This window comes from Pedobacter hartonius (genome assembly GCF_900107535.1).
Lineage (GTDB): Bacteria > Bacteroidota > Bacteroidia > Sphingobacteriales > Sphingobacteriaceae > Pedobacter > Pedobacter hartonius.
The window spans coordinates 30,766-56,409 of sequence record NZ_FNRA01000006.1 but is presented as its reverse complement, the minus strand read 5'-3'; the positions used below and the strand labels follow the sequence as shown (position 1 = coordinate 56,409).

Annotated in this window: 18 protein-coding genes; 5 read left to right on the top strand and 13 right to left on the bottom strand. The window is 45.5% G+C overall.

Translation table 11 applies throughout. From position 1 onward, the window contains the following. Window positions 1-63 precede the first annotated feature (63 nt). The 5 genes from tatC to BLW16_RS12225 all read left to right on the top strand — a co-directional run bounded on the left by tatC (window position 64) and on the right by BLW16_RS12225 (window position 6,923). On the top strand, window positions 64-954 hold the full coding sequence (gene tatC / locus BLW16_RS12245) for a twin-arginine translocase subunit TatC (RefSeq protein WP_090556968.1): 891 nt from the start codon (window positions 64-66) through the stop codon (window positions 952-954). 19 nt (window positions 955-973) lie between these two features. Next, complete coding sequence (locus BLW16_RS12240; RefSeq protein WP_090556966.1) at window positions 974-2,593, top strand: M28 family peptidase; 1,620 nt, start codon at window positions 974-976, stop codon at window positions 2,591-2,593. 84 nt (window positions 2,594-2,677) lie between these two features. Then, window positions 2,678-4,069, top strand: coding sequence for a LutB/LldF family L-lactate oxidation iron-sulfur protein (locus BLW16_RS12235; protein WP_090556964.1), 1,392 nt, complete (start codon window positions 2,678-2,680; stop codon window positions 4,067-4,069). A gap of 4 nt (window positions 4,070-4,073) precedes the next feature. Continuing rightward, window positions 4,074-6,050 (top strand): alpha-ketoacid dehydrogenase subunit alpha/beta, encoded by a 1,977-nt coding sequence (locus BLW16_RS12230; RefSeq protein WP_090556962.1) that lies wholly within the window; start codon window positions 4,074-4,076, stop codon window positions 6,048-6,050. A 54-nt stretch (window positions 6,051-6,104) separates the two neighbouring features. Next, the gene (locus BLW16_RS12225) at window positions 6,105-6,923 is read left to right on the top strand and encodes a hypothetical protein (RefSeq protein ID WP_139298316.1); all 819 of its coding nucleotides are present in this window, start codon (window positions 6,105-6,107) and stop codon (window positions 6,921-6,923) included. Here BLW16_RS12225 and BLW16_RS12220 read toward each other — a convergent pair. The 13 genes from BLW16_RS12220 to BLW16_RS12165 form a co-directional block, all read right to left on the bottom strand. Continuing rightward, window positions 6,872-7,456 (bottom strand): SprT-like domain-containing protein, encoded by a 585-nt coding sequence (locus BLW16_RS12220; protein ID WP_090557279.1) that lies wholly within the window; start codon window positions 7,454-7,456, stop codon window positions 6,872-6,874. The two genes, BLW16_RS12225 and BLW16_RS12220, sit on opposite strands and share 52 nt — an antisense overlap. Before the next feature lie 47 nt (window positions 7,457-7,503). Next, a complete protein-coding gene (gene feoB, locus BLW16_RS12215) occupies window positions 7,504-9,618 on the bottom strand; it encodes a ferrous iron transport protein B (RefSeq protein ID WP_090556959.1) in 2,115 nt (704 codons plus the stop codon). Window positions 9,619-9,623: 5 nt separating this feature from the next. Further along, a complete protein-coding gene (locus tag BLW16_RS12210) occupies window positions 9,624-9,839 on the bottom strand; it encodes a FeoA family protein (protein ID WP_090556958.1) in 216 nt (71 codons plus the stop codon). Between the two features lie 84 nt (window positions 9,840-9,923). After that, window positions 9,924-12,776, bottom strand: a complete 2,853-nt coding sequence (locus BLW16_RS12205) for an outer membrane beta-barrel family protein (RefSeq protein ID WP_090556956.1) — start codon at window positions 12,774-12,776, stop codon at window positions 9,924-9,926. A 154-nt stretch (window positions 12,777-12,930) separates the two neighbouring features. Continuing rightward, window positions 12,931-13,068: a hypothetical protein gene (locus BLW16_RS23265; protein ID WP_175470563.1), complete on the bottom strand. Its 138-nt coding sequence runs from the start codon at window positions 13,066-13,068 to the stop codon at window positions 12,931-12,933. A gap of 58 nt (window positions 13,069-13,126) precedes the next feature. Further along, window positions 13,127-13,576: a VanZ family protein gene (locus tag BLW16_RS12200; protein WP_090556955.1), complete on the bottom strand. Its 450-nt coding sequence runs from the start codon at window positions 13,574-13,576 to the stop codon at window positions 13,127-13,129. 6 nt (window positions 13,577-13,582) lie between these two features. Then, window positions 13,583-13,963 carry a glycine cleavage system protein GcvH gene (gcvH, locus tag BLW16_RS12195; protein WP_090556954.1) on the bottom strand — a complete coding sequence of 127 codons (381 nt, stop codon included), beginning with the start codon at window positions 13,961-13,963 and terminating at the stop codon, window positions 13,583-13,585. A gap of 61 nt (window positions 13,964-14,024) precedes the next feature. Then, window positions 14,025-21,173, bottom strand: coding sequence for a T9SS outer membrane translocon Sov/SprA (sov, locus tag BLW16_RS12190; protein WP_317039962.1), 7,149 nt, complete (start codon window positions 21,171-21,173; stop codon window positions 14,025-14,027). 12 nt (window positions 21,174-21,185) lie between these two features. Next, the gene (ruvA, locus tag BLW16_RS12185) at window positions 21,186-21,770 is read right to left on the bottom strand and encodes a Holliday junction branch migration protein RuvA (RefSeq protein ID WP_090556950.1); all 585 of its coding nucleotides are present in this window, start codon (window positions 21,768-21,770) and stop codon (window positions 21,186-21,188) included. 347 nt (window positions 21,771-22,117) lie between these two features. After that, window positions 22,118-23,401: a lytic transglycosylase domain-containing protein gene (locus BLW16_RS12180; RefSeq protein WP_245735250.1), complete on the bottom strand. Its 1,284-nt coding sequence runs from the start codon at window positions 23,399-23,401 to the stop codon at window positions 22,118-22,120. 38 nt (window positions 23,402-23,439) lie between these two features. Beyond that, on the bottom strand, window positions 23,440-24,870 hold the full coding sequence (gene gatA / locus BLW16_RS12175) for an Asp-tRNA(Asn)/Glu-tRNA(Gln) amidotransferase subunit GatA (RefSeq protein WP_090556946.1): 1,431 nt from the start codon (window positions 24,868-24,870) through the stop codon (window positions 23,440-23,442). 43 nt (window positions 24,871-24,913) lie between these two features. Then, window positions 24,914-25,117, bottom strand: coding sequence for a twin-arginine translocase TatA/TatE family subunit (gene tatA / locus BLW16_RS12170; protein ID WP_090556943.1), 204 nt, complete (start codon window positions 25,115-25,117; stop codon window positions 24,914-24,916). Between the two features lie 10 nt (window positions 25,118-25,127). Continuing rightward, window positions 25,128-25,622 carry a Sec-independent protein translocase subunit TatA/TatB gene (locus BLW16_RS12165; RefSeq protein ID WP_090556941.1) on the bottom strand — a complete coding sequence of 165 codons (495 nt, stop codon included), beginning with the start codon at window positions 25,620-25,622 and terminating at the stop codon, window positions 25,128-25,130. Window positions 25,623-25,644 lie beyond the last annotated feature (22 nt).

The following is a 25,644-nucleotide window of genomic DNA, read 5'->3' as shown; positions in this document are numbered from 1 at the left end:
ATATTTAACGTAAATACCATTCTAAATTAAATAGAATGGTATTTTTGTTTACAAATAAGATTCATGAGTGATAATAAAGCGAAGGACCTCATAGAGGCCGTTAAGAATAAAGGAAAGATTTTAGAAGCCGAAATGTCTTTCTTCGACCATATTGATGTATTAAGAAAACACCTGCTCCGTTCCTTATTAGCGATCGTAATTTTTACAAGTCTGGCCTTCTACTACTACGAATTCCTGTTTAATACCGTAATCATGGGCCCAAAAAGCCCCGATTTCTGGACCTACCGGATGATGTGTAAGCTGGCCGCACAATACCCCTCCTTAGGGGCTGATTTCTGTATCACGGAAATCAAAGGTAAGATCATCAATACCGAAATGGCCGGGCAGTTTACCCTCCAGATCAATTCCTGTATCATGACAGGGATCGTTTTTGGTATTCCCTATCTGCTATTTGAACTCTGGCTGTTCATTAAACCCGCACTGCATGAAAAGGAAAGAAAATCCGCCCGGGGATTTGTATTTTTCGCTTCCTTATTATTCTTTATAGGCGTACTGTTCGGCTATTTTATCGTCTGTGCACTGTCTATTAATTTTCTGACAGGCTTCTCCATAAGTCCGATGATTGAGAATACATTCACGATCGATTCTTACCTTTCGTCTATAGCAACGCTAACCATTGGAACAGGAATTATATTCGAACTACCGGTAGTCATCTATATACTTTCATTGTTTGGTGTAATGACGCCTAAATTTATGAGGGCAAGCCGACGTTATGCCGTTGTAGTGATCCTGATCATCGCGGCCATCGTTACCCCTACTCCTGATATCATTACCATGATGGTGGTGGCCTTCCCGCTGTTCCTTTTGTATGAGCTGAGTATATTTATTTCCGCCTATATCGAGCGCAAAAAAAACAAAGAATTATACGGGACAAGTAAAGCCCCAAACAATTAAAAGCTAACTGCCTTATTCAATGAACAAACACTTTCTAACTACCAGCCTGGCCTTATTTCTATGCCTGGGTTGTGTTGCACAGCGTAATAACAGCGCACAAAAATTCAGCAGCTCCATCAATAAGGAGAATGCATACAAACACCTGTCTGTATTGGCTTCAGATGAATATGAAGGCAGGGAAACAGGTAAAAAGGGAGCCTGGATGGCCGCCGATTATATCAAAAATTATTTCAAAAACCTCGGACTGAAAGGCCCTGTGAACGGAGATTATTTTCAGTCTATCGATATGGTAACCTATAACCTGAGCCGAATGGCATTTTCCATCAATGGCCAGCCTAAGGAATATGGAAAAGATTTTGTAATCTCTTCCTCAACTGTGGCCCTGGGCGGCTTTAACTTTAAGGCTTCTGATATCGTTTTTGCCGGTTACGGTTTGAATAAAGACGGATATAATGATTTCGACGGAATAGAAGTTGCAGGAAAAGTAGTACTGATCTTTGGCAACGGAGATCCTACGGTCAAAGCAGGCCCTGCTCCCACTGACCGTGCCTCAAGAAGAAAAATGATGGCCGCACAACAGGCAAAAATACAATTCCTCGCAGAGCACAAGGCCATTGCGGTGATCCAGATTGATCCCAGCCTGGACAATATTTCGCCGGAACTCAAAGCGAGCTACAGCGGCGAAGGCCAGCCTGCTTTAAAAACAGCAGAAAGCATAGCGAAAATGCAGAATATGAAAACCATCCCGTCAATCAGGGTGACAACGGCTACTGCAAACGAGCTCCTGAAAGCAGCAAATACCACGGTAGCAGCCTTACAGGAAAAGATTGTCTCCACTGTAAAGCCTGCCTCACAGCTTCTTAAAGCTGAAGTATCAGGCTCTGCCTTAAAAGACGAAGCCAAAGTACGTGCCGAAAATGTACTGGGTTTCCTGGAAGGATCTGACCCGGTATTGAAGGACGAAATCCTGGTGGTAACAGGTCATTATGACCATATAGGCCTGACCACCTCAGGTGCCGACAAAGTAAACAATGGTGCTGATGATGACGGCTCCGGAACTACCGGTGTACTGCTGATCGCTGATGCCTTTGTGAAAGCAAAAAAAGCTGGTAAAGGACCTAAAAGAAGTATCCTCTTCATGACCGTTGTTGGAGAAGAAAAAGGTTTGTTAGGCTCTGAATGGTATTCAGAACATCCTGTTTTTCCTTTGGAAAAAACAATCACCGACCTCAACATCGATATGATCGGTCGTGTGGATGAAGCACATAAGGGCAACCCTGAGTATATTTATATCATTGGTTCTGATATGCTGAGCTCTGACCTGAACGCAGTGGGTATCAGGGCAAATGATGATTTTATCAAAATAAACCTGGATATGACCTATAATAACAGGACAGACCCTAACCAGTTCTACTACCGCTCTGATCACTACAATTTCGCAAAACACGGCATTCCTGTCATCTTCTATTTCAGCGGTGTCCACGAAGATTATCACCAGCCTGGCGATGAAGTCAGTAAAATCAATTTTGACCTGCTGAGTAAACGCGCCCAACTGGTTTATTATACCGCATGGGAACTGGCAAACGGGGATAAACGCCCCGTGGTAGACAAAAACGATGACGGTACCCCCAAAAAATAAAAATTAAACTGATAACAATAAAAAACCTGCCGGTTGCGGCAGGTTTTTTTGTTTACCTATAAACGTATTTATTTATATTTGAACATGACGAAGATTGCTGAGGAGTTTTTGGTAAAGGCAGATGAGAAGGCATTTGATTTGGATCACCGCGACACAATTAACCATAATATTGGAAAATATAATGACGCGGTTGCGAGGGGCTTAACGAAATTTGAGAATCTGGAGAACTCAAAGAAGAAGGCTCATGTGATCAAATGGAGGGTGATGGAGAACCTGGACAAATTCCTGCCGGAATTTGAGGCAAATTTTCAGCGCCGCGGCGGCAAGGTGATCTGGGCAAATGACACCGAAGAAGCACAGCGGGAGATACTGAATATCATCAATAAAAGTGGTGGCAAGACAGTGATCAAATCAAAGTCCATGACCACCGAAGAAATTCATTTGAATGAATTCCTGGAGGAGAATAACATCACATCGCTGGAAAGTGACCTGGGTGAATTCATTGTCCAGTTGCTGGGCCAGGCCCCATACCATATCGTCACCCCGGCAATGCACCTCACAAAGGAAGAGATTGCAAAACTCTTCCACGAGAAATTTGGAACACCGATAGACTATACCCCGCAGCAGCTTACCCAAAAAGCAAGGGAACTGCTCAGGGAAAAATACCTGACTGCCGATATAGGAATTACAGGAGGAAACTTTTTGATTGCCGATTCAGGAAGCATTGCCCTTACCGAGAATGAAGGAAATGCAAGGTTAAGTACAACTTTCCCCAAGATACATATCGCGATAGTTGGCATTGAGAAGATCATCCCTTCAATGGCAGACCTGGACCTTTTCTGGCCTTTACTGGCCAGCCATGGGACAGGCCAGAACCTAACTGTATACAACACTATCCTCAGCGGCCCGAGACAGCCGCATGAAACGGACGGACCGGAAGAAATGTATGTGATCCTGCTAGATAACGGACGGACAAACCTGCTTGCCCAGAAAGACCAGCGCCAGGGCCTGTACTGCATCCGCTGCGGGGCATGCCTTAATGCCTGTCCCGTGTATAAAAACATCGGAGGCCACACCTATAATACAACATACAGTGGTCCCATCGGCTCTATTATTACCCCCCACTTGCAGGGCATGAAGGAATTTAAACACCTGAGTTATGCCTCCAGCCTTTGCGGAAAATGCTCTGAGGTATGCCCGGTAAAAATAGATATCCATAAAATGCTGCTGCTCAACAGGCGGGATGCGGCAGAGCAGCACGAAAATACCAAAGCAGAAGATATAGGCTGGAAAATATGGAATACCGGCATGTTAAAAAGATCAAGAATGGATCTGCTTGGTGGAAAACTGAAGAACTTTCTGCTGAAATTCCTCTTCAAAAAGATGTGGGGAAAATACCGCGCAATGCCGGAGATCGCAGATAAGTCCTTCTCCAAACAATGGGAGGAGCAACAAAAAAACAAACCCCAGATCTGATTATATGCATTTCGACCGCAAGGATAAAAGTAACAGCACTTTATTATCGCTATACAAGCAATTGCTGTATCCGAGGATGGTTGAGGAAAAGATGCTTATCCTGCTCCGGCAGGGCCGTATAGGTAAATGGTTTTCAGGAATCGGACAGGAGGCCATCGCCGTAGGCGCTGCGATGGCAATGAAACCGGATGAGTACATCCTGCCTATGCACCGTAACCTGGGGGTCTTCACCGCGCGGAGAATACCCCTGCGCAACCTGATGGGACAATGGCAGGGCAAAACTACCGGATTCACTAAAGGCCGCGACAGGTCGTTCCATTTCGGAACGCAGGAACACAGGATCATCGGAATGATTTCACACCTGGGCCCTCAGCTGGCACTGGCCGATGGAATTGCACTGGCTGATGTACTTGCAGAAAGGAAGCAGGCTACCCTTGTTTTTACCGGCGAAGGTGCAACCAGTGAAGGCGACTTCCATGAGGCCCTGAATGTAGCCTCCGTATGGAACCTTCCCGTTATATTTTTAATAGAAAACAATGGTTATGGGCTCTCCACGCCTGTAGCGGAGCAATTCAATTGTGCCGCACTGGTTGATAAGGCCATAGGTTATGGGATCAAAGGTGTCCAGATAGACGGCAACAATATCCTCGAGGTGTTTGATACCATCTCTGAGCTTGCAGAAGAGATGAGAGCAGACCCGAAACCTGTGCTCGTAGAATGCCTTACATTTAGAATGCGGGGGCACGAAGAAGCCTCCGGAACAAAATATGTGCCTCAGCAGCTGCTGGAGGAATGGGAGGCCAAAGACCCTATAAAAAACTTTGAAGGTTACCTGGTTGCGCAGCAGGTGCTGACGCCAGAGCTGCTGCAAAGAATAAAATCAGGTTTCAGGGCAGAGATCGACCAGGATATTGAACTCGCCTTCAATGACGCAGAACCTGCAGCATCAGCAGCGGCAGAACTGGAAGATATGTATGCCCCTTTTGAACAGACTGTGGTAACGCCCTCAAGGGTGAGTACGAAGATGCGCTATCTCGACGCCATCACCGATGCCCTTAAAACAGGCATGAAGAAACACAGCAACCTCATTTTAATGGGCCAGGATATTGCCGGATACGGAGGAGCCTTTAAGATCACGGCTGGGTTTGCAGAAGAGTTTGGAAAAGCCAGGGTTCGCAATACCCCCATCTGTGAGTCTGCTATTGTGGGTGCCGGATTAGGCCTCTCCATCAACGGGTATAAATCTGTAATAGAAATGCAGTTTGCAGATTTTGTCAGCTGCGGCTTTAACCAGATTGTCAATAATCTTGCTAAAACCCATTACCGCTGGGGAGAGAAAGCCGATGTAGTGATTCGCATGCCAACCGGAGCAGGAACAGGCGCCGGCCCTTTCCATTCCCAGAGTAATGAAGCCTGGTTTACCAAAACTCCCGGACTGAAGATCGTCTATCCTGCCTTTCCCCTGGATGCCAAAGGCCTGCTGCTTGCGGCAATTGAAGATCCTAACCCGGTACTGTATTTCGAACACAAATATCTTTACAGGACGATCAGCGGACAGGTTCCCACGGGTTATTATACCCTTCAGATCGGCAAAGCCAATGTCCTGAAACGTGGTGAACAGCTAAGTATTATTACTTATGGACTGGGCGTACACTGGGCAATTGCCTACCTCGATGATCACCCCGAACTTTCGGCTACGCTGGTAGACCTCTGCAGCTTACAGCCCTGGGATAAAACTGCCGTTGCTGATGCCGTGAAGAGAACCGGAAGAGTGATCATCCTGCATGAAGACACCCTAAGTAGCGGTTTCGGGGCAGAAATAGCCGCCTGGATCGGTGAAAATTGCTTCAGCCAGCTAGACGCTCCGGTCATGCGCTGCGCCAGTCTGGATACCGCCGTGCCGATGAGCAAAATGCTTGAGGATCAATTCCTGGCAAAAAGCAGGCTTCATGTTACTGTCCAAAAACTATTGGCATACTAGTCCTTGGCACGATAATAGCCTTACCGCTACCATTGACCCATTTACCAAAGCGTTATGAAGACCATTCGATTGTTAAGTTTAGGATTTTTGCTGTTTACCATCTGCAGCTGCAACTACTTTAAATCGAAACATCCCCAGGCCGCAAGCCCCGATGAAGGAGCCACCGGGATGACAGATAAAACCATTCTCAATTTCATCGCCACAACAGACAGAACACTAAGCAATTACAAAAAACAATTCAGCCTGATCTTTTTATCAGGCGACCTTTCGGTGTATGTAGAAAAGTACAGTGCTTACGGTGACGGCATGTTATACAGAACCTATACTGCAAATGGAAATACCAGCAGTACCATCAAAAGTTATTACTTTAAAAATGACAGTCTTATTTTGGTTAAGGAACAGAATAAAATCATGAACGACGGCGTAGAGATCTATAAGAACGTCCGGACGTACCTGCGCAATAATGTCGCTTTTAAAATGGACAGCCGCACAGCAAGTTCCGCCGCTGCACTGGCCACACTTCCCTATCTGCTGATACAACCTTCCGAGAACAAATATCCTGTGGAAGACTATACCGGGGATATCAAAGGGATGAATGATGCCATCGCGGGAACAGATAAGTTCGAAATGGTTTTCGACAATATCACTACCTATCCCGATGCACATTATATTTCCCTGAAAAGTAAAAGCCCCGGTAATTACAAAGCCAGCCTGCGGGTAAACAGTAAAGATGCCTTTATAGACAGCCTGCTAAATTTCCCTGCCGTATTTAAGGATGAAAAACTGAAGCTGAGGTGGAAGATCAGGGATAAAGAAGCCGTTTATGTACCGGTGGACAGTGCCAGTACTTCTGCCAGCGGGCTGAATAAATAGATATTGCCGTTATCCAGGCATTCGCACCTGAACCTTTTCCTCAATTGCTCGCCTTTCTTAAAACGGCGGCCGTCCTTTATAGAAAATACGGTATGATACGGAAGCTCTTCCAAACGTGTATGGTCTTTTAGGGCATCATAACGTTTCAGTGCTCTTGACAATTTAAGATCGGTACAGCTGGAAGCGGAAGGGTTGTTTAAATAATCCGTGATAGCCAGCCGGAGATCTTCAGGGAAGATCTGTTTTTGCAGGAAGGGGGCCATCATCCGTTTAAAGTTGACCTTCCATTCCTCTCCATGTGGCTTTACCTTATTCTTGTGGTCATTCCAGGTAAGCAGGTGTGCAAACTCATGTACTGTGGTAACCAGGAAGGCGTAACTGTTCAGGTTATTGTTAACTGATATTTTATGGCCCAGCTGTTTAAAGGGGTGCCTGTAATCGCCAAGTTTGGTGGCTCTGCTTTTTGATATTTTAAACTCGCACTGAAAGTAGTCAATCCATTTAGCAATCACCGGAGCTGCTTCAGGAGGCATATAATGTGCTAAAACATTCACTTTTTCCACAGCTCTAAGATAAGGATTTACTTTAAAAACTGGTAGGCTATTAAGCTGGCAATATATGCCATTGCTGTCATATATACCGTTTGGATCAAAGGCCATTTCCAGGATTTTGTTTCCCGGTAAACTACGGCCACTGTACTCATGCACTGCATCGCAAAAGCATAGAACAACATCAATGAAGCCCCGGTAGCAAAGGTAAATAATGGAAGGCCTGTATTTGCATCCTTGGCAACCCGCATTTTATCACGCATGGTACCTTCATTGTCCATTCCGTTGTCTACGCTATAGATGGTAGCCATCGTGCCTACAAAGGCTTCACGGGCGGCAAAAGAGGTGATCAGTGCAATGCCAATTTTCCAGTCGAACCCCAATGGCCTGATCACAGGCTCAATGGTATGTCCCAGGATTCCCGCGTAAGAATTCTCCAGCTTTTCAGCCGCTTTATCTCTTTCCAGGGTGCTGACCTTCACACTGTCCTGCTGTAGCTCTATCTGTGCGTATTTCTTTTCAATGGAGTCAAAACGTGCGGAAGGACCATAACTTGCCAGTACCCACAGCACGATGGAGATTGCAATAATTACCTTACCTGCTTCAAATACAAAAGTCTTTGATTTCTCATACATCGTATACAGCACGTTTTTCCAGCGCGGCATCCTGTACACAGGCAACTCCATGATAAAATACGATTTCTCCTTAGCCTTGATAATGAATTTCATCACCAGTGCAACAACCATCGCTGCTACAATACTGATCAGGTACATCCCCATTAACGTTAAAGCCTGAAGGCTGATAATGCCCAGTACTTTCTCGTCTGGTATGATCAGCCCGATCAACAGGGTATACACAGGAAGTCTTGCCGAACAGCTCACTAAAGGTGCCACCATGATCGTGATCATCCTATCCTTCCAGCTCTCGATGGTACGTGCGCTCATGATAGAAGGCACGGCACAGGCCAGACTGCCGATCATCGGAACGACCGACCTTCCGCTGAGACCAAACTTCCTCATGATCTTGTCCATCATAAAAGTAACCCTGGCCATATAACCGGTGTCTTCAAGGATGGAGATAAAAGCAAATAAGATGGCGATCTGAGGGATAAATATCACGATCCCTCCCAGACCGGCAACAACGCCGTCCAGCACCAGGTCAGTCAATACCCCCGCCGGAAGATGCTCATGGCCAAAGCTGGTCAGCCAGGCAAACGACTCCTCAATGAGGTCCATGGGATAGGTTGCCCATGAAAATATAGCATTAAAAACAAAAAATAAGATGAACAGGAAAATAAAGAAGCCCCAGAAACGGTTCGTTAAAATTGAATCTATACGGTCGCTGACCACAAATTTCTTCGCGGCTCCTGTATCTTCGATTACTCCTGAGAGTATCGTGCTCAGGTACCTATAACGGGAAATCGTTTCTGCAGCCTGTAATTTTGAGGATTCGAAATGGTGTGCTCTTTCGATGATTTCAAACTGCTCGTACTTGTCTTTAAAAAAATCAAGGTGTTCATGCTGGTGCAGCAATTGCAGGGCATAATAATCATTGTCTGTACCCACCAGGGCTTTCACCTCCTCAATAGCCAGGTCGGCAAGTACTTTAATATCGGCACCTTTTTCCTGCGTAGCAATGGATGTAATGTTTGAAATAGCTTGTTTAAGTTCCGTCAGGCCAGTTTTACTTCTTGCAGAGATTGCCACTACCTGTATACCGAGCCTGGCTGAAAGTTTGTCAACATCGATGTTGATCCCTTCCTTCCGCGCCATGTCCGTCATGTTAAGGGCCAGCACCACCGGCAGGTTAAGGTCGGCCACCTGCGAATATAACAACAGGTTCCTGCGCAGGTTGGTAGCGTCAGCCACTACCACTACCATATCCGGATGACTTGGGTTCTGTTTGTCTGCCAGCACCTGGAAAACTATGCTTTCGTCCTTACTCTTGGGATATAGGCTGTAAGTACCGGGCAGATCTGTCACTTCAGCTTGCAGATCAGTCGTTAATTTACAGTAACCTACTTTTTTATCTACAGTGATACCCGGGAAGTTTCCGATCTTCTGGTTTAATCCTGTGAGTAAGTTAAAAAGTGTCGACTTTCCAGTATTTGGATTACCAACTAACGCAATTTTTAGAATATCGCTCAATTTGTCTATGTAATGATGATAACAGAAGCTTCGTTTTTGCGTAAACAAAGTTGATATCCCGCCACACGGATAGCAATGGGGTCACCTAGCGGGGCAAAACGTTCAACTTCTACGATCTCACCAGGCAGGCAGCCCATTTCCATTAATTTTACCGACATTTCTAAATCTGTAAAAGCTACAATAGTGCCTCGTTCTCCTGGATTCAATTGCGAAAGATTCATACCTTAAATTAGGTGGCAATTTATACTTAATCAATAATAAATCCAAATAAAGAGCTTGTATCGTATGCATTGATGATGTTAAAATTACATTCCGCCTCTGCGGCCACCGCCACCAAATCCGCCCATACCACCGCGTTCACCACGCTGTCCCGGTTCCATATTGTTCAGTGTTTTGCCGCCCATCCTGTTTAAGGAGTACGTGAAGGAGAACATATAATATCTTTTCAGCACATTATACCGGAGATCGGTAATGGTGTTATTACTGGACGTCCGGGTGATTCCCTGGTTCTGGTTCAGCGCATCATTTACCGCCAGCTTGAAAGTGCCCCTGTTTTTGAAGAACTGCTTGCTGATATATCCGTTCACAATAGTGTAATTGGTATCATATGCGGCACCCCGTCCTGTGTTTTGGTAATAATCGGCATCTACTGCCACGCGGAATTCGCCCGGAAACATATAGCTGACATTGGCCGTAGGATTCAGTGTGTAGTAAGTGGTATTGGCACTTTTCTGTGCCGAATAGGTTGCCCGGTTGATTGATCCGGCTATACCGGCTGTCAGGTCCAGTTTATCCATTGAAGTAACCAGCCTGTATTTGTTGGTAACGGACAGGTCGTTAGTGATGTTTTCTATCGAATTGGTGAAGTTGACCCCACGCGCATATGTACCCCCAAGGTCAATGTTCAGGTTCAGCTTATTGTCGGTGATGATCGGAAGTCCGAAAGAGGAGCCCAGTGTACCCTGGTAAACCCCGCCTACGTTGACCGGAACAACTGCAATTTTACCAAAGTTAGGGTCCGCAGCATCATTGATCAGCGTACTGTTGTTTCCGAAAGCGTGAAAGGTCTGGCTGATATTGGCGAAGAGGAATAACGACCTGAAATGGGCGAAATCGAAATTGTTGTAGAGTACCGTCAGATTGTTCGTAAACGCAGGTTTCAGGTCGGGATTACCAATTGGGATCGTTTGCGTATTAGAGTTATCAGGAATAGGCTGGATCTGGCTGATGGATGGCTGCTGCGTGCTTCCGCGATACCTGAATACCAGCCTTTTGCTTTTACTGAAGTTATATCTCAACTGTCCGCTGGGAACGATGTTGTTAAAATTCTGGCTGAATACATTGCCGGTTGTCAGGTTTTCATTCCTCCTGTCTGTATGCTGAACTGCCAGCCCGATGTTCCAGTTGTATTTTTTTGCCGTTTTGTTGATACTTGTACCTACTGCATTGGTCAGTGTTTTGTTCTCATAGGTGTTGGTATAGGTCAGGTCTGGAATATCATACAGCATCGTTACCGGGTTAAAGTTATAGGTTAACCTTTCACTGTTATCAAAGTTATAAACGTTCTGATAATTTAATTCCAGGTTGAGTGTCTTAAACAGCGGTTCTGTATAAACAAGCCTGGAGGTATTGCTGATTGATTCTGCATTCTGATCGTTCAGCTGGTTGGTATTATCGAGCGTCAGCGAATCAACCCCGGAAACGGTCCTGTTCATGATATTGTTATAGTTCTTCCCGTCACTGTCATTGATAGTAGTCCTGATATTTAAAGACAGGGTACGTCCCCTGCGCAAAAATTTCCTGCGGATCAGGATATTGTTATTCACAGTAGGCGCTGTCGACCTGGTGTTTAACTGCTGGGTTCCCGTAGTCTGTGAAGTCGCATAGTTATTCACATAAGAACTGCTCTGGTCAAGGCCGGTTTCCGTATAGGTGACAGCAGGTTCAATCCGGATCGTAGTAGAGGAATCGATCTTGGTATCGATCATAAAATTAAACCGGTGGTTTGTCCTTTCAGTTGTACTGTTCAGGTCCTGGTCAAAGGTAGTCGTACTGTTCCCCAGTAAGTTTTGTCTGAAACTGCTCTGGTCATTAAAAAGAGAAGTCTTGTTAAAAAAATAACTTCCTGTGATCTTCGTCTGGTCAGTATATACATCAGCGAAATTAAGCCCGATCGCATTAGTAGTGGTAATTCCCTGCTGTGGCGCGCCACTGCTGACACTGAATCCGCCGCCGCCTCCACTGCCTCCACCACCACGATTACCACCGCCACCGCCACCACCAAAGTTTTGTTTATTGACGTTATTGAACTGGCCGATCACAGAAAACTGCTGATCGTTATTAAATTTATTTGCATTGATGCTGACGTCATAACGGTTATCGGTCCCCTCACCGGCATGTGTTCCATACCCTGCGGTTGAATTTCCGAAATAACCATTCTTCATATCCTTCTTGGTAGTGATATTGATGATCTTCTCCCTGTTTCCGTCATCCACGCCGGTAAACTGTGCCTGGTCAGACAGCAGGTCAATCACCTGGATCTTGTCAATCATATCCGCAGGAAGGTTCTTGGTGGCCAGCAGCGGGTCATTTCCAAAGAAATCCTTACCATCCACACGTACACGCGTAATGGTTTCCCCCTGTGCTTTAATGGAACCATCTTTGGCCACATCCACCCCTGGCAATTTCTTCAGTACATCCTCCACCACTGCATTTTCCCTTACCTTAAATGCTTTTGCATCATATTCAACGGTATCGGTTTTTACCACAACCGGCGTAACCACTCCTTTGATCACTACCGTCTTCAGATCCAGCCCCGTATTTTCCAGCGCAATTTCGCCCAGGGCAGTGGCCGGAGCAGCAGCATTAATCGTGAATTCCTTATTGAAGTTATTTAACCCGAGATAGGCAACCGTCACCCTGTACGGACCGGGGGCAAGCCCACTGATCGCAAATGAACCATCTGCCTGTGTATTGATCACCGAGGTCTGCGTAGTATCTTTTAGATTTTTGACTGCTACAGAAGCAAAATCTACTGGCTGATGGTCTTTGGCATTCACTACCTTTCCGGTTACTGAACCATTTTTAGTTTGAGCAAATGAAGAAAAGCCGATGAAGATAAAAGCGATCAGCAGAAGATTTTTAGTAGATGTTGTCATCAAAAATGAGGAGTACGGTTAAAGATATATACTGTCAGACGCTGATAACGGGAAATAGTTTATTTTGAAAATTAAAAGACGGGTAACATTTTAAATACAATATATTTTCCCTGCAGGGGAATGCAAAAAAAACAGCAGAGAGGGTAAACCCCGCTCAGGAATTTTTAGCAGGTTTAACCTTTGGAGAAGAGGAATAGACCACATGAGGGCAGTGACAGCCGGGTTTAAAAATACTGCAGCCGCTCATCAGCACAAGCAGTGCAAGGCAGGGAATCATATATTTTAATTTCATCTATCTATTTTTAATGGTTATCATGCTACCTCATTACTATCTATCCAGTGGTACTGAGCTACTTGTTCTCAAGATCCGCCTCATTGTTCTTACGGATCTGCCTGCTCATGTCAGTTTCATTATAATTTGACCTGTGTAAAAGCACATAACTAAACACACCCATCATCACCCCGATCATATCAGAACCCAGATCCCACCATTCCGCAGAACGGTATGGAAAAAATTCCAGCTGGATCACTTCAATAGAGCCTCCAATAAAAAAGGTCAGCGCAACGATCTTAAATATCGTCAGTATCCTGAAACTGTAGCTCGACTGGCTTTTGATCTTACCGTAAAACAGCAGAATGGTCAGCATATAAAAAAAGCCGAGATGGACCATTTTATCAAATCCAATAAAGAAAAAGCCCGATCCTTGGGTATCGGGCATTTTCGCAGTACAAAAAATCAGTATAATTACTGTCCAGATGATAGACCAGCGCTGATAGGATACTATTTTTAATTTACTCATTATTTTTTATGCACCTACTAAAGCCTGATAAGCTTCTGCAGTTAATAATTCTTCAAGTTGTGACGCGTCAGATACAGCTGCTTTTACCATCCATCCCTGTCCGTAAGGATCAGAGTTTACCAGTTCAGGATTGTCATTTAAAGCAGTATTCACTTCCAATACCGTTGCAGTCACGGGCATATAAAGGTCAGAAACAGTCTTAACTGCTTCAACAGTACCGAAAACCTCATCTTTGCTCACCTCATCACCTATGGTGTTGATATCAATGTAAACGATATCACCCAGTTCGCGTTGTGCAAAGTCAGTTATACCAATAAAGGCTTCATTACCTTCAACTCTAACCCATTCGTGGTCTTTAGTGTACTTTAGTTCTGATGGAAAATTCATTTTCTTATTTGGTTTTATAAGTATAGGTCCAAAGGTAATTAATATCTCCTTTTTAACAAGGCTAATTCAGTGTAATACGCAAACTAAAGCCGAAGTTGCTAAAGGAAGTATTGTAAGTCTGGGAGGTATAAGGCTTGGTCAGGTTCGCATCATAGAACAATTTGACATTAAACCGCTGGTTGAGGATATAGTCCACCGTTGGCCTGTAGGTGATATTCTTCGCTCCGGAAGACACCTCAGCTTCCAGTACATCGGCCCGGTAAATTACAGTTTTGTTGTCCCTGACAGCGAGGTCCAGCTTAAAGTCCATATTGTTATCCATTTTCAGTTCTTTGAACAAACCAAAGGGGAACCTGAATTTTGTAGTCCTGTAGCCTATGCCAAAGACCAGGTTATTCTCTGTTAACTGTGCCAGCTGACTGTTGGAGATACTCAGTCCGAGTAACCTGGTTTTGCCTATTTCAAAATTAGCCGTCAGATTATTCTTTAACCGGGTATCAATCCCGATCAGCGGGGAGAAGGTTTCGGCAATAGTGACTTGCTGATACTGGTAAAAAGGAAGGAAATTCCGGTTATCGTCCCGGCTGCTCACATACCCGTCCGTTTCGGCATAACGCTGCAGGGAGTTAAAGCCATTCACACTATAAACGGAACGGTAGGAATGCCTGATGTCTATCGACTTAAAGGTCTCAGCCATGAAGTCGAGCCTTCCTAATCCGCCATAATTGATCCGCCAGTTGGGCAATGGAATTTTCGGGAAGGAGTTTAAGCTGATCGATGAAGCGTCCTTGCCGGCGTAGGCAGCCATAAATGCAGAGATGATCACATCCTGCGAATTCTTGTCATACCCGTCCGCAAAACCATCTGAAACGCCCCTTGAATTTACGTTCCGCGCACCCAAACGCTGGGAGATCACTGTCCGGTTTGACATAAACTGGTTGAACAGTTTAGATACCTTGCTGCCCGATTTCTCTGAAAATGCAGTTCCCAGTGTGATATAGGAGATACTATAGTCGCCCGTTGTATACGGACTCAGATTGCGGAAAGCCTGACTGGTATTATCGTACCTGAAGTTGGTAGAGTAGTTCATCGTCCTGTTTTTGTTCGCCGTCAGCGTGATCCTGAAATCACGGAAGGGTTCCAGCACACTGGTAATACTGAAATCTTCTCTCAGCGTATTGATGTACAGCTGAGATTGCAGCGTATCGGTAGTGATCCAGCCCTTGTTGATGGCCATCTGACGGATATCCCTCTGGCTTCCGAAAACGAACCCCAGTCCGGGTGCACCGGTTAGGTCATCAATTCCAAAGTAACTGGTTTTCGGCAGGTATCCCGGCAGAAAAATTCCTTTGGTTTGCGTAAAGGCCGCATTGATATTCTTGATGCTGGTCAGCAGCCCTTTCAGTACCCCTGCATCACTGCTGTTCCTCAATGCACCAAATTTATTGTACAATCCGGTAAAGTTCAGCGTAGGGTTCAGTTGTATCGTTCTTGAATTCTGAATGGTATTTCCAAGATTGATATTCGGGTCCCTTAGGGTGGACAGTGGCTCGGTCTGCCAGTTAAAATTCGTTCCGTACCGCGTAGCCACATTGATCCAGTCCATACCCGGGATCTTGTTCAGCGGCAGGTTATAGGTAATGTTCAGGTTATGGCTGTAATCTGTGGTGCGCCCTAAATTTTTCAGGTTTTGCCATACCGTATCTCTTTTTAATCCTTCGATCTTGCCGTCCGGCTCATCCACTATAGAGTAGTTGGTGGCATCAAAGTCGATGGTTGCGGATTTCGTCAGGTTCCATGAAATGGCATACACCCGGGTGATCAGGAAGTTCTTGTTATAGGTAGTATTGATGGGAATGCTGTTGGTCGGGTCATTATTCCTCAGGCTGTTTTCCGAATAGAAACGGTTTACGTCTATCCTGAAATTGATAGAACTCGGGAGCAGGCTGAAGTTGACATCCCTGAGCAGGGCCAGCGTGTTCGACTTGATGATCTTTTCAAAGGGCCTGTAGTTTTTCGACTGTCCTGAATAATTATAGGCCAGTGATGCAAACGTAGTTTTCTGCACCGTATTCTGGTTGATGAAATCGTGGTGGAGGAATTTGGTGAAAGAGTAACTGGCACTCAGGTTCTCCACATCCCACAGCTTCGGTTTCTTTGACGGATCCGTACGCTCTTTGTGAACATTGGTAAAGTTGATGCTGTTGCGCGTTGTCACATCCTGCGAATAATCGAGGATCTCCTTTTTTTCTTCCTTCGTTGCCGTTGAGACGGATCGTTTCAGCTCTATATCGGGCATCTTCGGATCATACTGTGGCGTGCTCACCTGGTTGGAGTAGCTCACATACATTGGCACCTTCAGTCCGGATTTCTGCGGAAAGAACTTGCCCAGCTGTAGATTGGAGGAAATATCGAAAAAGACATTGTCGTCCCTGTTCCTTTCACTCACCCTGCTGTCCAGTGATCCGAAACCTATCGTAGTTTTACTTCCCGAGACATTCACTTCAGCAAAATCGGCCAGTTGCGCATTGATCCTCGCTGCTGCGGCCCATCCGCCGCGTTCATCAAATTCTGTCAGCCTCAGCTCATTGAACCAGAGCTGTGCGCTTTTCTCCAGGCCGTCATCCGTTCCCGGGGAAGCTGCATTCTTCAGCAGGTTTTTCACTCCCAGCATGTATACCTTCACCTGGCCCATATCCGGCTGACCTTTGATCGTGATCGTCCTGTTGCCATCCACCACATAGGTATAGGGTTTACTGATATCCCACAATGCGCCGTTGATGTCCCTCGCCCTGTTCCTTGCCAGCTTCGCGTCCTGGAACATCCTCAGTTCTATGTCAAGGATATTCGCATCGGGCCAGATTGCATCGGGATTACTGGTATTGGGGGGCGTAACCATCATCGGCTGCGCATATTCATAATAGTTATCCTGGTTATCCGCACCGATCCTGATGAAAGCGCTCAGGTCGCCGTTGTTAATTACCGCGTTGCCCAGTGCTTCGAGGTGGACAAACATTTTGAGTCTTTTGTACGACCGGAAGTCGGCCAGTGTGGTTTTAAACGTTGCCCTTCCGTAACCGTCCCTGAGGTTCCTGATCGTAAACGCAAGGGATTGCTCGTTTAACTTGGTATCTGTACGATAGTTATTGTAATCCAGCTCCCTGATAATTCCCGGAGGGATCACGTAAGGTATCGGCGCACGCTTACCGTTCTCTTCTATGTTTACGGTACTCAAGTCCAGGGTAGAATTGTCCGGCGTAACGGTATTCAATACCGGGTCGGTAATAATCTGTGCACTTTCGTTCTGGTCGTTATACTTTCTCCAATCTCCCCTTACCAGCTGGATCTTTGCAAACCTGAGGACGGTGGTATCCGCGAAGTTGGTCAGGAACATCCTGAAGAAACGGATTGATTTAAAGTCCTGGATATTTCCCACCTTCTGTTCATAATCTGCCAGCGGGATACGGATCTGGTACCAGGTTACCGGCTGTGTCTGCCCATTGGCCAGTTTCACCTGCGAGGTAACAGCATCGGTTACATAGTTCTTCCCTACCTCCAGGTCGCCCTTGCGCATCGATACCTTATACTGGAAGTACTCGTCACTCTGGGTCATGTTGTTATCTCTGTTCACATCCTCGGCATCAGGCAGGGAGGTAGAAGCCGAATTGTCGATCCCCAGCTCTTCGGAAGATTGCTGTGCAGTTTTCGAGTTCCCCTCAGGGCCGTTGTAATTTTCATAGCGCTGCAGGATTCCGGCATTGGCCTGGTCCAGTGCATTTCCCCTGTAATAGGTATAATTATCAGAACTCGGGTCATTGTCTATCTCTGCAGCTGCAGCAGGATTTAACTGCGTTTTGATTTGTGTGACAGCGGCCGCAAATTTCGTTTTTTCATCGGCGCTCGAGAGGCCGTCCAAACCTACATCCTGTGCCTTACGGGCGGCCGGATCATTGTCGAAGGCCTGCACAACAGGCTGCAGTTTAGGTACCCTTCCCCAGTTCGTCACATCATATTTCGATGGGTCTCCGTCAGGGGGCAAGCCATTTTCCAGGGACTTTCTTCCGTCTTTGAGGATATCTTCGGAGAGGTTCCCGATGTTAAAATAGAGGTCTCCTCCCAGTGCGTTTGGTTTATAGATATTGGGGTCCATTACCCACAACTCGATATATTCAATATTCAATGCCTGAAAATCATTCGTTTCAATCCTTCTGAAGATTCCTCCCCAGCGCGATCTTGGGTTCTGCAGGTCGCCATTGGCACCGAAACCCGTTGTGGCATAATTGTACGGCCCCCTTCTGGTAGGATAAAAAGCAACGTTCAAAGTGGGTAATGATACGGTTTGCCCGGCAGGAATCTCTTTAAATGGAAACACCTCCTGTTCTATCACCTCCCGCACATAGTGGTTGGATAATTCTGTCCTGTTATTTCTCAGGTTTGCGGGAATATTGCTGCCTGAACTATTGTAAAATGTAGGGTCAATATTGTAGAAAGCCATCTTGGCCCTGTTGTATCCATAGGCGAGGTTATCGATCAGCTGTGACTCCTGGAAGAGCTGCGGTGTGCCGGACAGCTGCCAGGCAATTGCACTTTTCAGGTCTATCACCGAGCGGGTGGCCTCGAAATCATCGAGGTAACTCACACCGCCCTTATCCCCCTCGCTGTTCAGCGCGCCGGGATGCCCGGGAGCGAGTTTTGCAAACTCCCCCGAGAAGCTGAATTTGGATGGGGCTTTAGTAGAGATGAACGGCAGGCGGTCTACCATTTTTGTTAAAAACCTGGACGAGGAACTATAGTTCAGGTCCAGTCCGTAGATGCTGTTGTTAATAGGCTCTTCCGTAAGGTTTACCTTAGGCGTCAGCGGTTTCTCCGAGAGGTTCAGGTACGTTCCCCCGATATTCAGCTTATTGCTCACCCGGTAGTCTAGCCGCGTTCCGAAAAGCGAACGCTGCTGCAGGCCAAAAAGCTCGCTGTTCTCTGTCGTGATCCTGATTGGCTGTCCAGAAAGCAGTAAGCCGCTATTGATGATCTTTACCCTTCCTCCCTGATAGTCTACGGTAAAATCTACCCCTTCCTGTAAAGGAATGGTTCCCGAAAACACTTTTACAGATCCTTCAGGTACGTTGATCGAATTGAGGCTGAATTCAGAGGCTACCTCCGATTGAAATGCGCCTTTAATGATATACCTGTTTTGCCTGGTGAACAGTTGTTGCGCTACTACTTTCGTAGAATCGTATAACGCTGTAAAAGTGTATTTGTCTATCAGGTTCTGCTCCCCCGGACTAAACTGAGCGGCCAGGTCTTTACCAAAAGGTTCGATCACGGGAAAGATCACCCTTCCGTTCAGCGGGTCAATGGTAACATAACCTGCATGGGTATTGGCGATGAAAGAAGAAAGCCCGTTGGTGGTAGTGGCAGAACTTACATTTCCTACGGATGTGGCAGTGGAAGCACTGGCGGTACTGGCAAAAGGTTTATCCTCCGCTGCAAAGTCGAATGCCCCGTCGGGTTTACGCTCGTTCTGCTGGTTCAGCCTGTCCAGACCGGTCAGGTTGATCCAGAGTTTGTTGCTGGTGTTTATCCCTTCAGACATCACCGGGCGTTCAATACCCGAATCATTGTCGAGGCGGAAAATATCCAGTTTGAAATTCTGCGGGCTGATTTGGTAACCGCCTATGGAATAGATGTTTTTCATCATCAGGTCCCAGGTAGGAAGGTTAGTTTTTGTAGTTTCATTCTTCAGTAACTTGGCATACAATACTTTTGGTGTCGCCTGGTCAAAACTCACATCGGTAGAGAACTCTCCGACCTGGTATTCCACTCCGTTAAAGGTATACCTGAATACTACGGCCAGTATTTCATCCGCATTTAATGCATTGTTTAGAGAGATGTAACCCAGCTGAGTGTGCAGCGTATATTCCTTATCAGACAGCTTACGGGCGTAGGTCATCTTGCCAAAGTTGTCCGTGCCCCCGTTTGTCTGGAAAAAAGAGATAATATCGTTGGAGTTGGTCAGCCTTGCACCAGCGGGTAGTTTGGTTAACAGGTCGTTCGACTGTCTGCTGCCCTGCAGTACAAATCCTGAAGGAAGTGCGGAAAAGCCTGCTCCCCCGACAACCTGGCCTGTGTTATAAGGCTGGTTTTCTCCCAGGTCGATAAAGCCGAGCACATCTCTGGAATCCTGGGTGTTTCCTGTTTTATTGGTGATCCATACTTCTATCTTGGTAATGTTTATCCCTGAAAGGACGGTTGGTGGGTTAGAGAGCGACTTATTGTAATTGTCCCTGAAAAATCTGGCCAGAAAGTAGTGTTTATTCGCTTCATAATTGTCTGCCCCCAGCCTGAACTCATTTTGCTGCGCGCCATTGCTGATCTTCAGCTCCCTCGATTGCGATTTCTGCTGTGAGAAAACGGAGGTCACGTTTAGCTTTCCAAACTGCAGCTGCGTTTTTATTCCAAACAAAGCCTGGGTACCTGAAATGAGCGAGGTGCTCAGTGGCATACTCACATTACCTGCCTCTATCTTTTTGATGATGTCATCTTCTCCTCCGGTATAGTCCAGCTTGATCTGATTCTCAAAATCAAACTGGGCTTCCGTGTTGTAGTTCAGGTTCAGCTTTAGCTTTGTCCCGATATTACCCACCACATCCATCTGGATGCGCTGGTTAAAATCGAAATTGCTCTGTACCCGCTGGCGCTCGTTGAATAATGGATTTTCATTTTTATTGATCCTGCCCAGGAAGGTAAGTTCAGCTTCTCCCCTGGGCTGGATATTGATCTGGTTTCCGCCAAATATCCGTTCAAAGGATTTATTTTCAATCGTAAGGCTTGGGATGATGCCTGTTTCCCTGATCTCCTCAGCTTCGGCATTGGAGATATCGCGCCAGTTGCTGCGTTTGATCTCGCTGTTCACCAGGCGCTGGTACTGTTCGATGGTCAGGTATTGTGGCGGGCCAAGTATCCTGCCGCCCACACGCTCCCTGATGATATACCGTTTATTTACTGCATCATATTCCACTTCCCTTTTCATGTTATCCGGAAGGGGTGCAAAAGAATTATAGGGCTGCCTTATACCCAAACGCTGCTTCTCCCTTAAGCTAAAGGTATTTCTGGTGGTATCCTGAGCAGGTGCCACGCGTCTCACCTGTGAGAAAACGTGTAACCCGCAGAAAGAAAAAACCAGGAAAACGACTAAAGTAAAGGTATTTCTCAAAGGCAAAAAAAGTTATAAATTCTTTAAAGCTATTTTAATCATCTGTTCAACTGTCAGATCTGTACCACCATTTTTTATTGCACTGTCTATTGATTTCTCTGCCGGTAATTTTGAAAAACCAAGCATCATTAAGGCTGATAGCGCTTCCTCCCTTACGGTATGGTTTAACGGTGCAGCGATCAGTGATCCTGTTCCTTCCTTTTTCAGCTTATCCTGAAGTTCTAACACAAGCCTCTGTGCAGACTTCACACCGATTCCTTTGATACGCTGTATCAGGGGCAGGTCTGCATTTACAATGGCGGTTTGAATTTCAGCTGGGGTAATTGACGAGAGCATCATCCTGCCTGTATTGGGTCCAATTCCGGAAACTGAAATGAGGTGCAGGAATAAGCGGCGCTCGCCTTCATCTATAAATCCGTAAAGCGTATGCGCATCCTCTTTTACGTGTAGCCAAACGTAAATTTTACACTGTTCACCGGCACCTAAAGCGCTATATGTATTTAATGAGATATTCACATGGTATCCTATACCACCAGTTTCAACCACAACATAAGCAGGGCATTTAAACGTCAGCCTGCCATCAATATAATCGTACATATTTTTCTATTTAATTCAAAAAAGATTTTATTCCCTGCTAAGCTACTAAAGGAATTTATCATTTAATCATGAATTGTAACACCGAAATTACCTGAACAACTTTCTTTATCCTAAACATCTATGGACTGAATGTATAATATTAGGAGCGTTTTTTTGCATAAAGCCTACATCATCCCGATTTTTTATTCAAAGTTAATAGAAATTGGTTAATTAATTCTTTAATGTATATTAAATTTACATACATCAATTCAGGCAAGGCACAATTGTGCCGATGCCCACACGAATATGAGATTATATTTAAGCAAAAAAAAGGGAAGTTCAGGAATGAACAAAAAGAACAGCAGGCCTTATAACCTGCCTGAAGACCTGGTAGTACCAGTCTTCTCCCTGTAAGAGATATACTTTTTTCCTGAACGTGTTTCAGCGCGTTTAGAGATGCCTGAGTTTTTTGAGACGATTAATTTCTGGCCGGGAACAAGATTATTTCCTTTCAGCTTATTCCACACTTTAATATCCTGTACTTCTACATGATATTCATCGGCAATAGTGCTCAGGTTTTGTCCCGCGCTAACTTTATGCCAGGATACCGCAGGTTTTTCTTCTGCAGATTCCCTGTGTTTTTTATGCAGCCTTCTGTCATCGTTCGATGCCTGTACCACCTGCATACTCATGTCCACGGTATGGTCGTTCAGCACTTCATAGATGCTGGCAAAACTTGCAAGGCTCACCCTGGGCATAATAATACGTTTGGGTAGTTCGGTAGAACCGTTAACTATCTTTTTCTTATAGGAAGGGTTTAACGTACATAGGTCTTCCTCTTCCATAGACATGGCTTGTGCCAGTTCGGTCAGGGAAACAAAGCGGCTTACCTGTACCGTATCCGTTTTAATGGCAAAAAGTGATTTCTGTGATTTGATCTGATGTTTATCGGGGCAGTTCATTACATAAATAGCCGCAATAAAAGCGGGCACATAATTGCGTGTCTCCAATGGCAAGAATGGTCTGATGGCCCAGAAATCCCTGGAGTTCGCTTTTGCTATCGCGCGGTTCACATTGCCTGTTCCGCAATTGTAAGCAGCAATGGCCAGCAGCCAGTCGCCCAGCTCCGCATAAGCATCTTTGAAATATTTTGCAGCAGCATAACTCGCCTGTATCGGGTCTTTCCGCTCATCCACAAAGTTATCCATGTTTAAACCATAACCTCTAGCGGTAGAAAACATGAACTGCCACAAACCTGTAGCGCCTACCCTTGAGATCGCATGAGAATTCATGGAAGACTCTATGATAGGCAGATATTTCAGCTCCTGAGGCACGTTAAAAGCTTTAAGCGCATTTTCAAAGATTGGAAAATAATACTCTGAAAGCCCCAGCATTTTACCCATCATCTCTTTTCTGCCGGCATATACATCGATATAACGTTGTACGGCCTCATTGTAACTCAGCGGAATTTCCCTCTGAATGGAATCGAGGCGTTTCTTATAGGTAAAATTGTAATTATAAAATAAAGGATTCTCCAGTACCAGCGGAACTGCTGTAGTATCACCTGTATAAGTTGTAGAAAGAAAGCTGATCGGGGAAATAGAATCAAGTCTGTTTATTTTTTCCTGTGCGTAGCCGCTGAAAGCAATCATTATGCACAAACAGAAAGATACTAAAAGTAATTTTCTTCTCATAAGCGTTTTGGGGTGCTAAAACTCTCTGCTAAAGAAAGTAAAACATCTTCTTCAAAATGTTTCGCCATTAACTGTAGACTTAACGGTAAACCCTCCGGATTATTGCCCAGGGGAACCGCAATTGCCGGAATTCCTGATAGAGAAGCCAGGACAGTAAAAATATCGGCCATATACATCACCAGCGGGTCCTGCATATTTTCGCCTATTTTAAAGGCAGGAGTAGGTGCAACAGGCGTCAGAATCACATCATAACTTTCAAAAAGCACTTCAATCCTGTCCCTGATCAGTCGTCTTACACGTTGTGCTTTCTGGTAATAGGCATCATAATATCCGGCGCTCAACACAAAGGTGCCCAGCATGATCCTTCTTTTTACTTCATCACCAAAACCTTCGGCCCTTGATTTTTTATATAAACTGTTTAGGTTTTCAGCCTGCAGGTTACGGTATCCGTAATGTACGCCGTCATATCTTGAAAGGTTGGAAGAAGCCTCAGCAGCGGTCAGCACATAATAGGCTGGTACCAAATAGTCGAGCAGATCGAATGAGACGTACTCAACAGTATGTCCCTGTGCTTTAAACTCATCAATAGCCGTCAGGATAGCCCCTTTGATATCCGCATCAAGCGCTTCGCTCTCCAGCGTTTCTTTCAGTACGGCAATTTTCTTTTTACCGGTATCTGACAGCCGGGAAACATAATCCGGAACCGGCAGTCGGGATACAGTACTGTCATGCGTGTCCGCACCGGCCAATACTTCCAGTAACAACGCAGCATCAGTTACCGAAGAGGTCAGCGTACCTACCTGATCAAAGGATGAAGCATAAGCGATTACCCCATATCTTGAAATACGGCCATAGGTAGGTTTGAACCCGAAACATCCACAAAAGGCAGCTGGCTGTCTTACGGATCCGCCGGTATCCGTTCCCAGGGCAGAAAGGCACAGATCGGCCTGTACCGCCACTGCAGAACCGCCGGAAGAACCACCGGCAACCCTTTCAGGGTCGGCCGCATTTTTCACGGGGCCGTAATAAGAGGTCTCATTGGAGCCTCCCATTGCAAATTCATCACAATTTAATCTGCCGATAATAATGGCATCCTCCGCGATGAGGCGTTCGGCTACCGTAGAAGAATAGGGAGAGATAAACCCTTCCAGCATTTTCGAAGATGCTGTGGTTGAATGGTCCTTATAGAGGATGTTGTCCTTTATACCGATGACCATACCTGCAAGTTTACCTGCGGTCCCCTGATTAATCTTTTCCTGTACTTCCTGCGCCTGTTTTTTTGCAGAATCAAAAAAAACCTCGTTGAATGCATTGAGGTCTTTATGGGTTTCTATCTGTGTAAAATAATGGTCAAGCAGATCAGGCAGAACAAGCTTTTTTTGATCAATAAGCGCTTGTATCTCTGATAAAGATGTATACTTCTTCAAACTATCGGGCAATAATTAAAGGTTTAGGAATTCAAATTTAAACCTACAGAGGTTTGTTGGTATTGGTACGGTTAGGTTCAACCGGATCGTTATCCGCCCCATCTTTACCATCTTTAAATTCTTTCATGCCTTTACCCAGTCCGCGCATGAGTTCAGGAATTTTTTTACCGCCAAAAAGCAAAAGAACAACTACTAAAATAATAATGATCTCTGGTGTGCCCAAGGCGGCGGCTATTGTGTTTGACATGGTCGTTGAATTAAATTTTATTTTTTTCTGTTTCTGAAGGCAATGTTGAAGCAGTTTCCGAAGATACGGTCACAGCTGGTTCTGAAGATTCTGCTGCAGGTGCTGCTACCGGCGGCTCCGGAAGTACCGTTTCCGGGCTTTCTCCAGGAATCACTGCCAGCTCCTGATGTACAGGGGTAACTGCTTTAGTCAGGTTGATGGGCTCAGTTCCTGGTACTTTAGGGTACATTTGTTCTTCTAAAGTCTCAACAGCTGATTTCGAAGACTGGTCATATTTTTCGTTTTGTGCGTTCAGGTCTTCGTCTATATCTATAGCATTGATATTACGGTGGATCTCTCTCTTGACACCTTCAGAGGCATCTTTGAAATCCCTGATTCCTTTTCCGAGGCCTCTTGCCAGTTCAGGCAGTTTTTTTCCACCGAATAAAAGCAAAACTACAGCCAGGATCAGCATGATCTCTCCCCCACCCATATTTAAAAACTCTAATAATACTCCTGCATCCATATCAACAATTTTATAACTTATT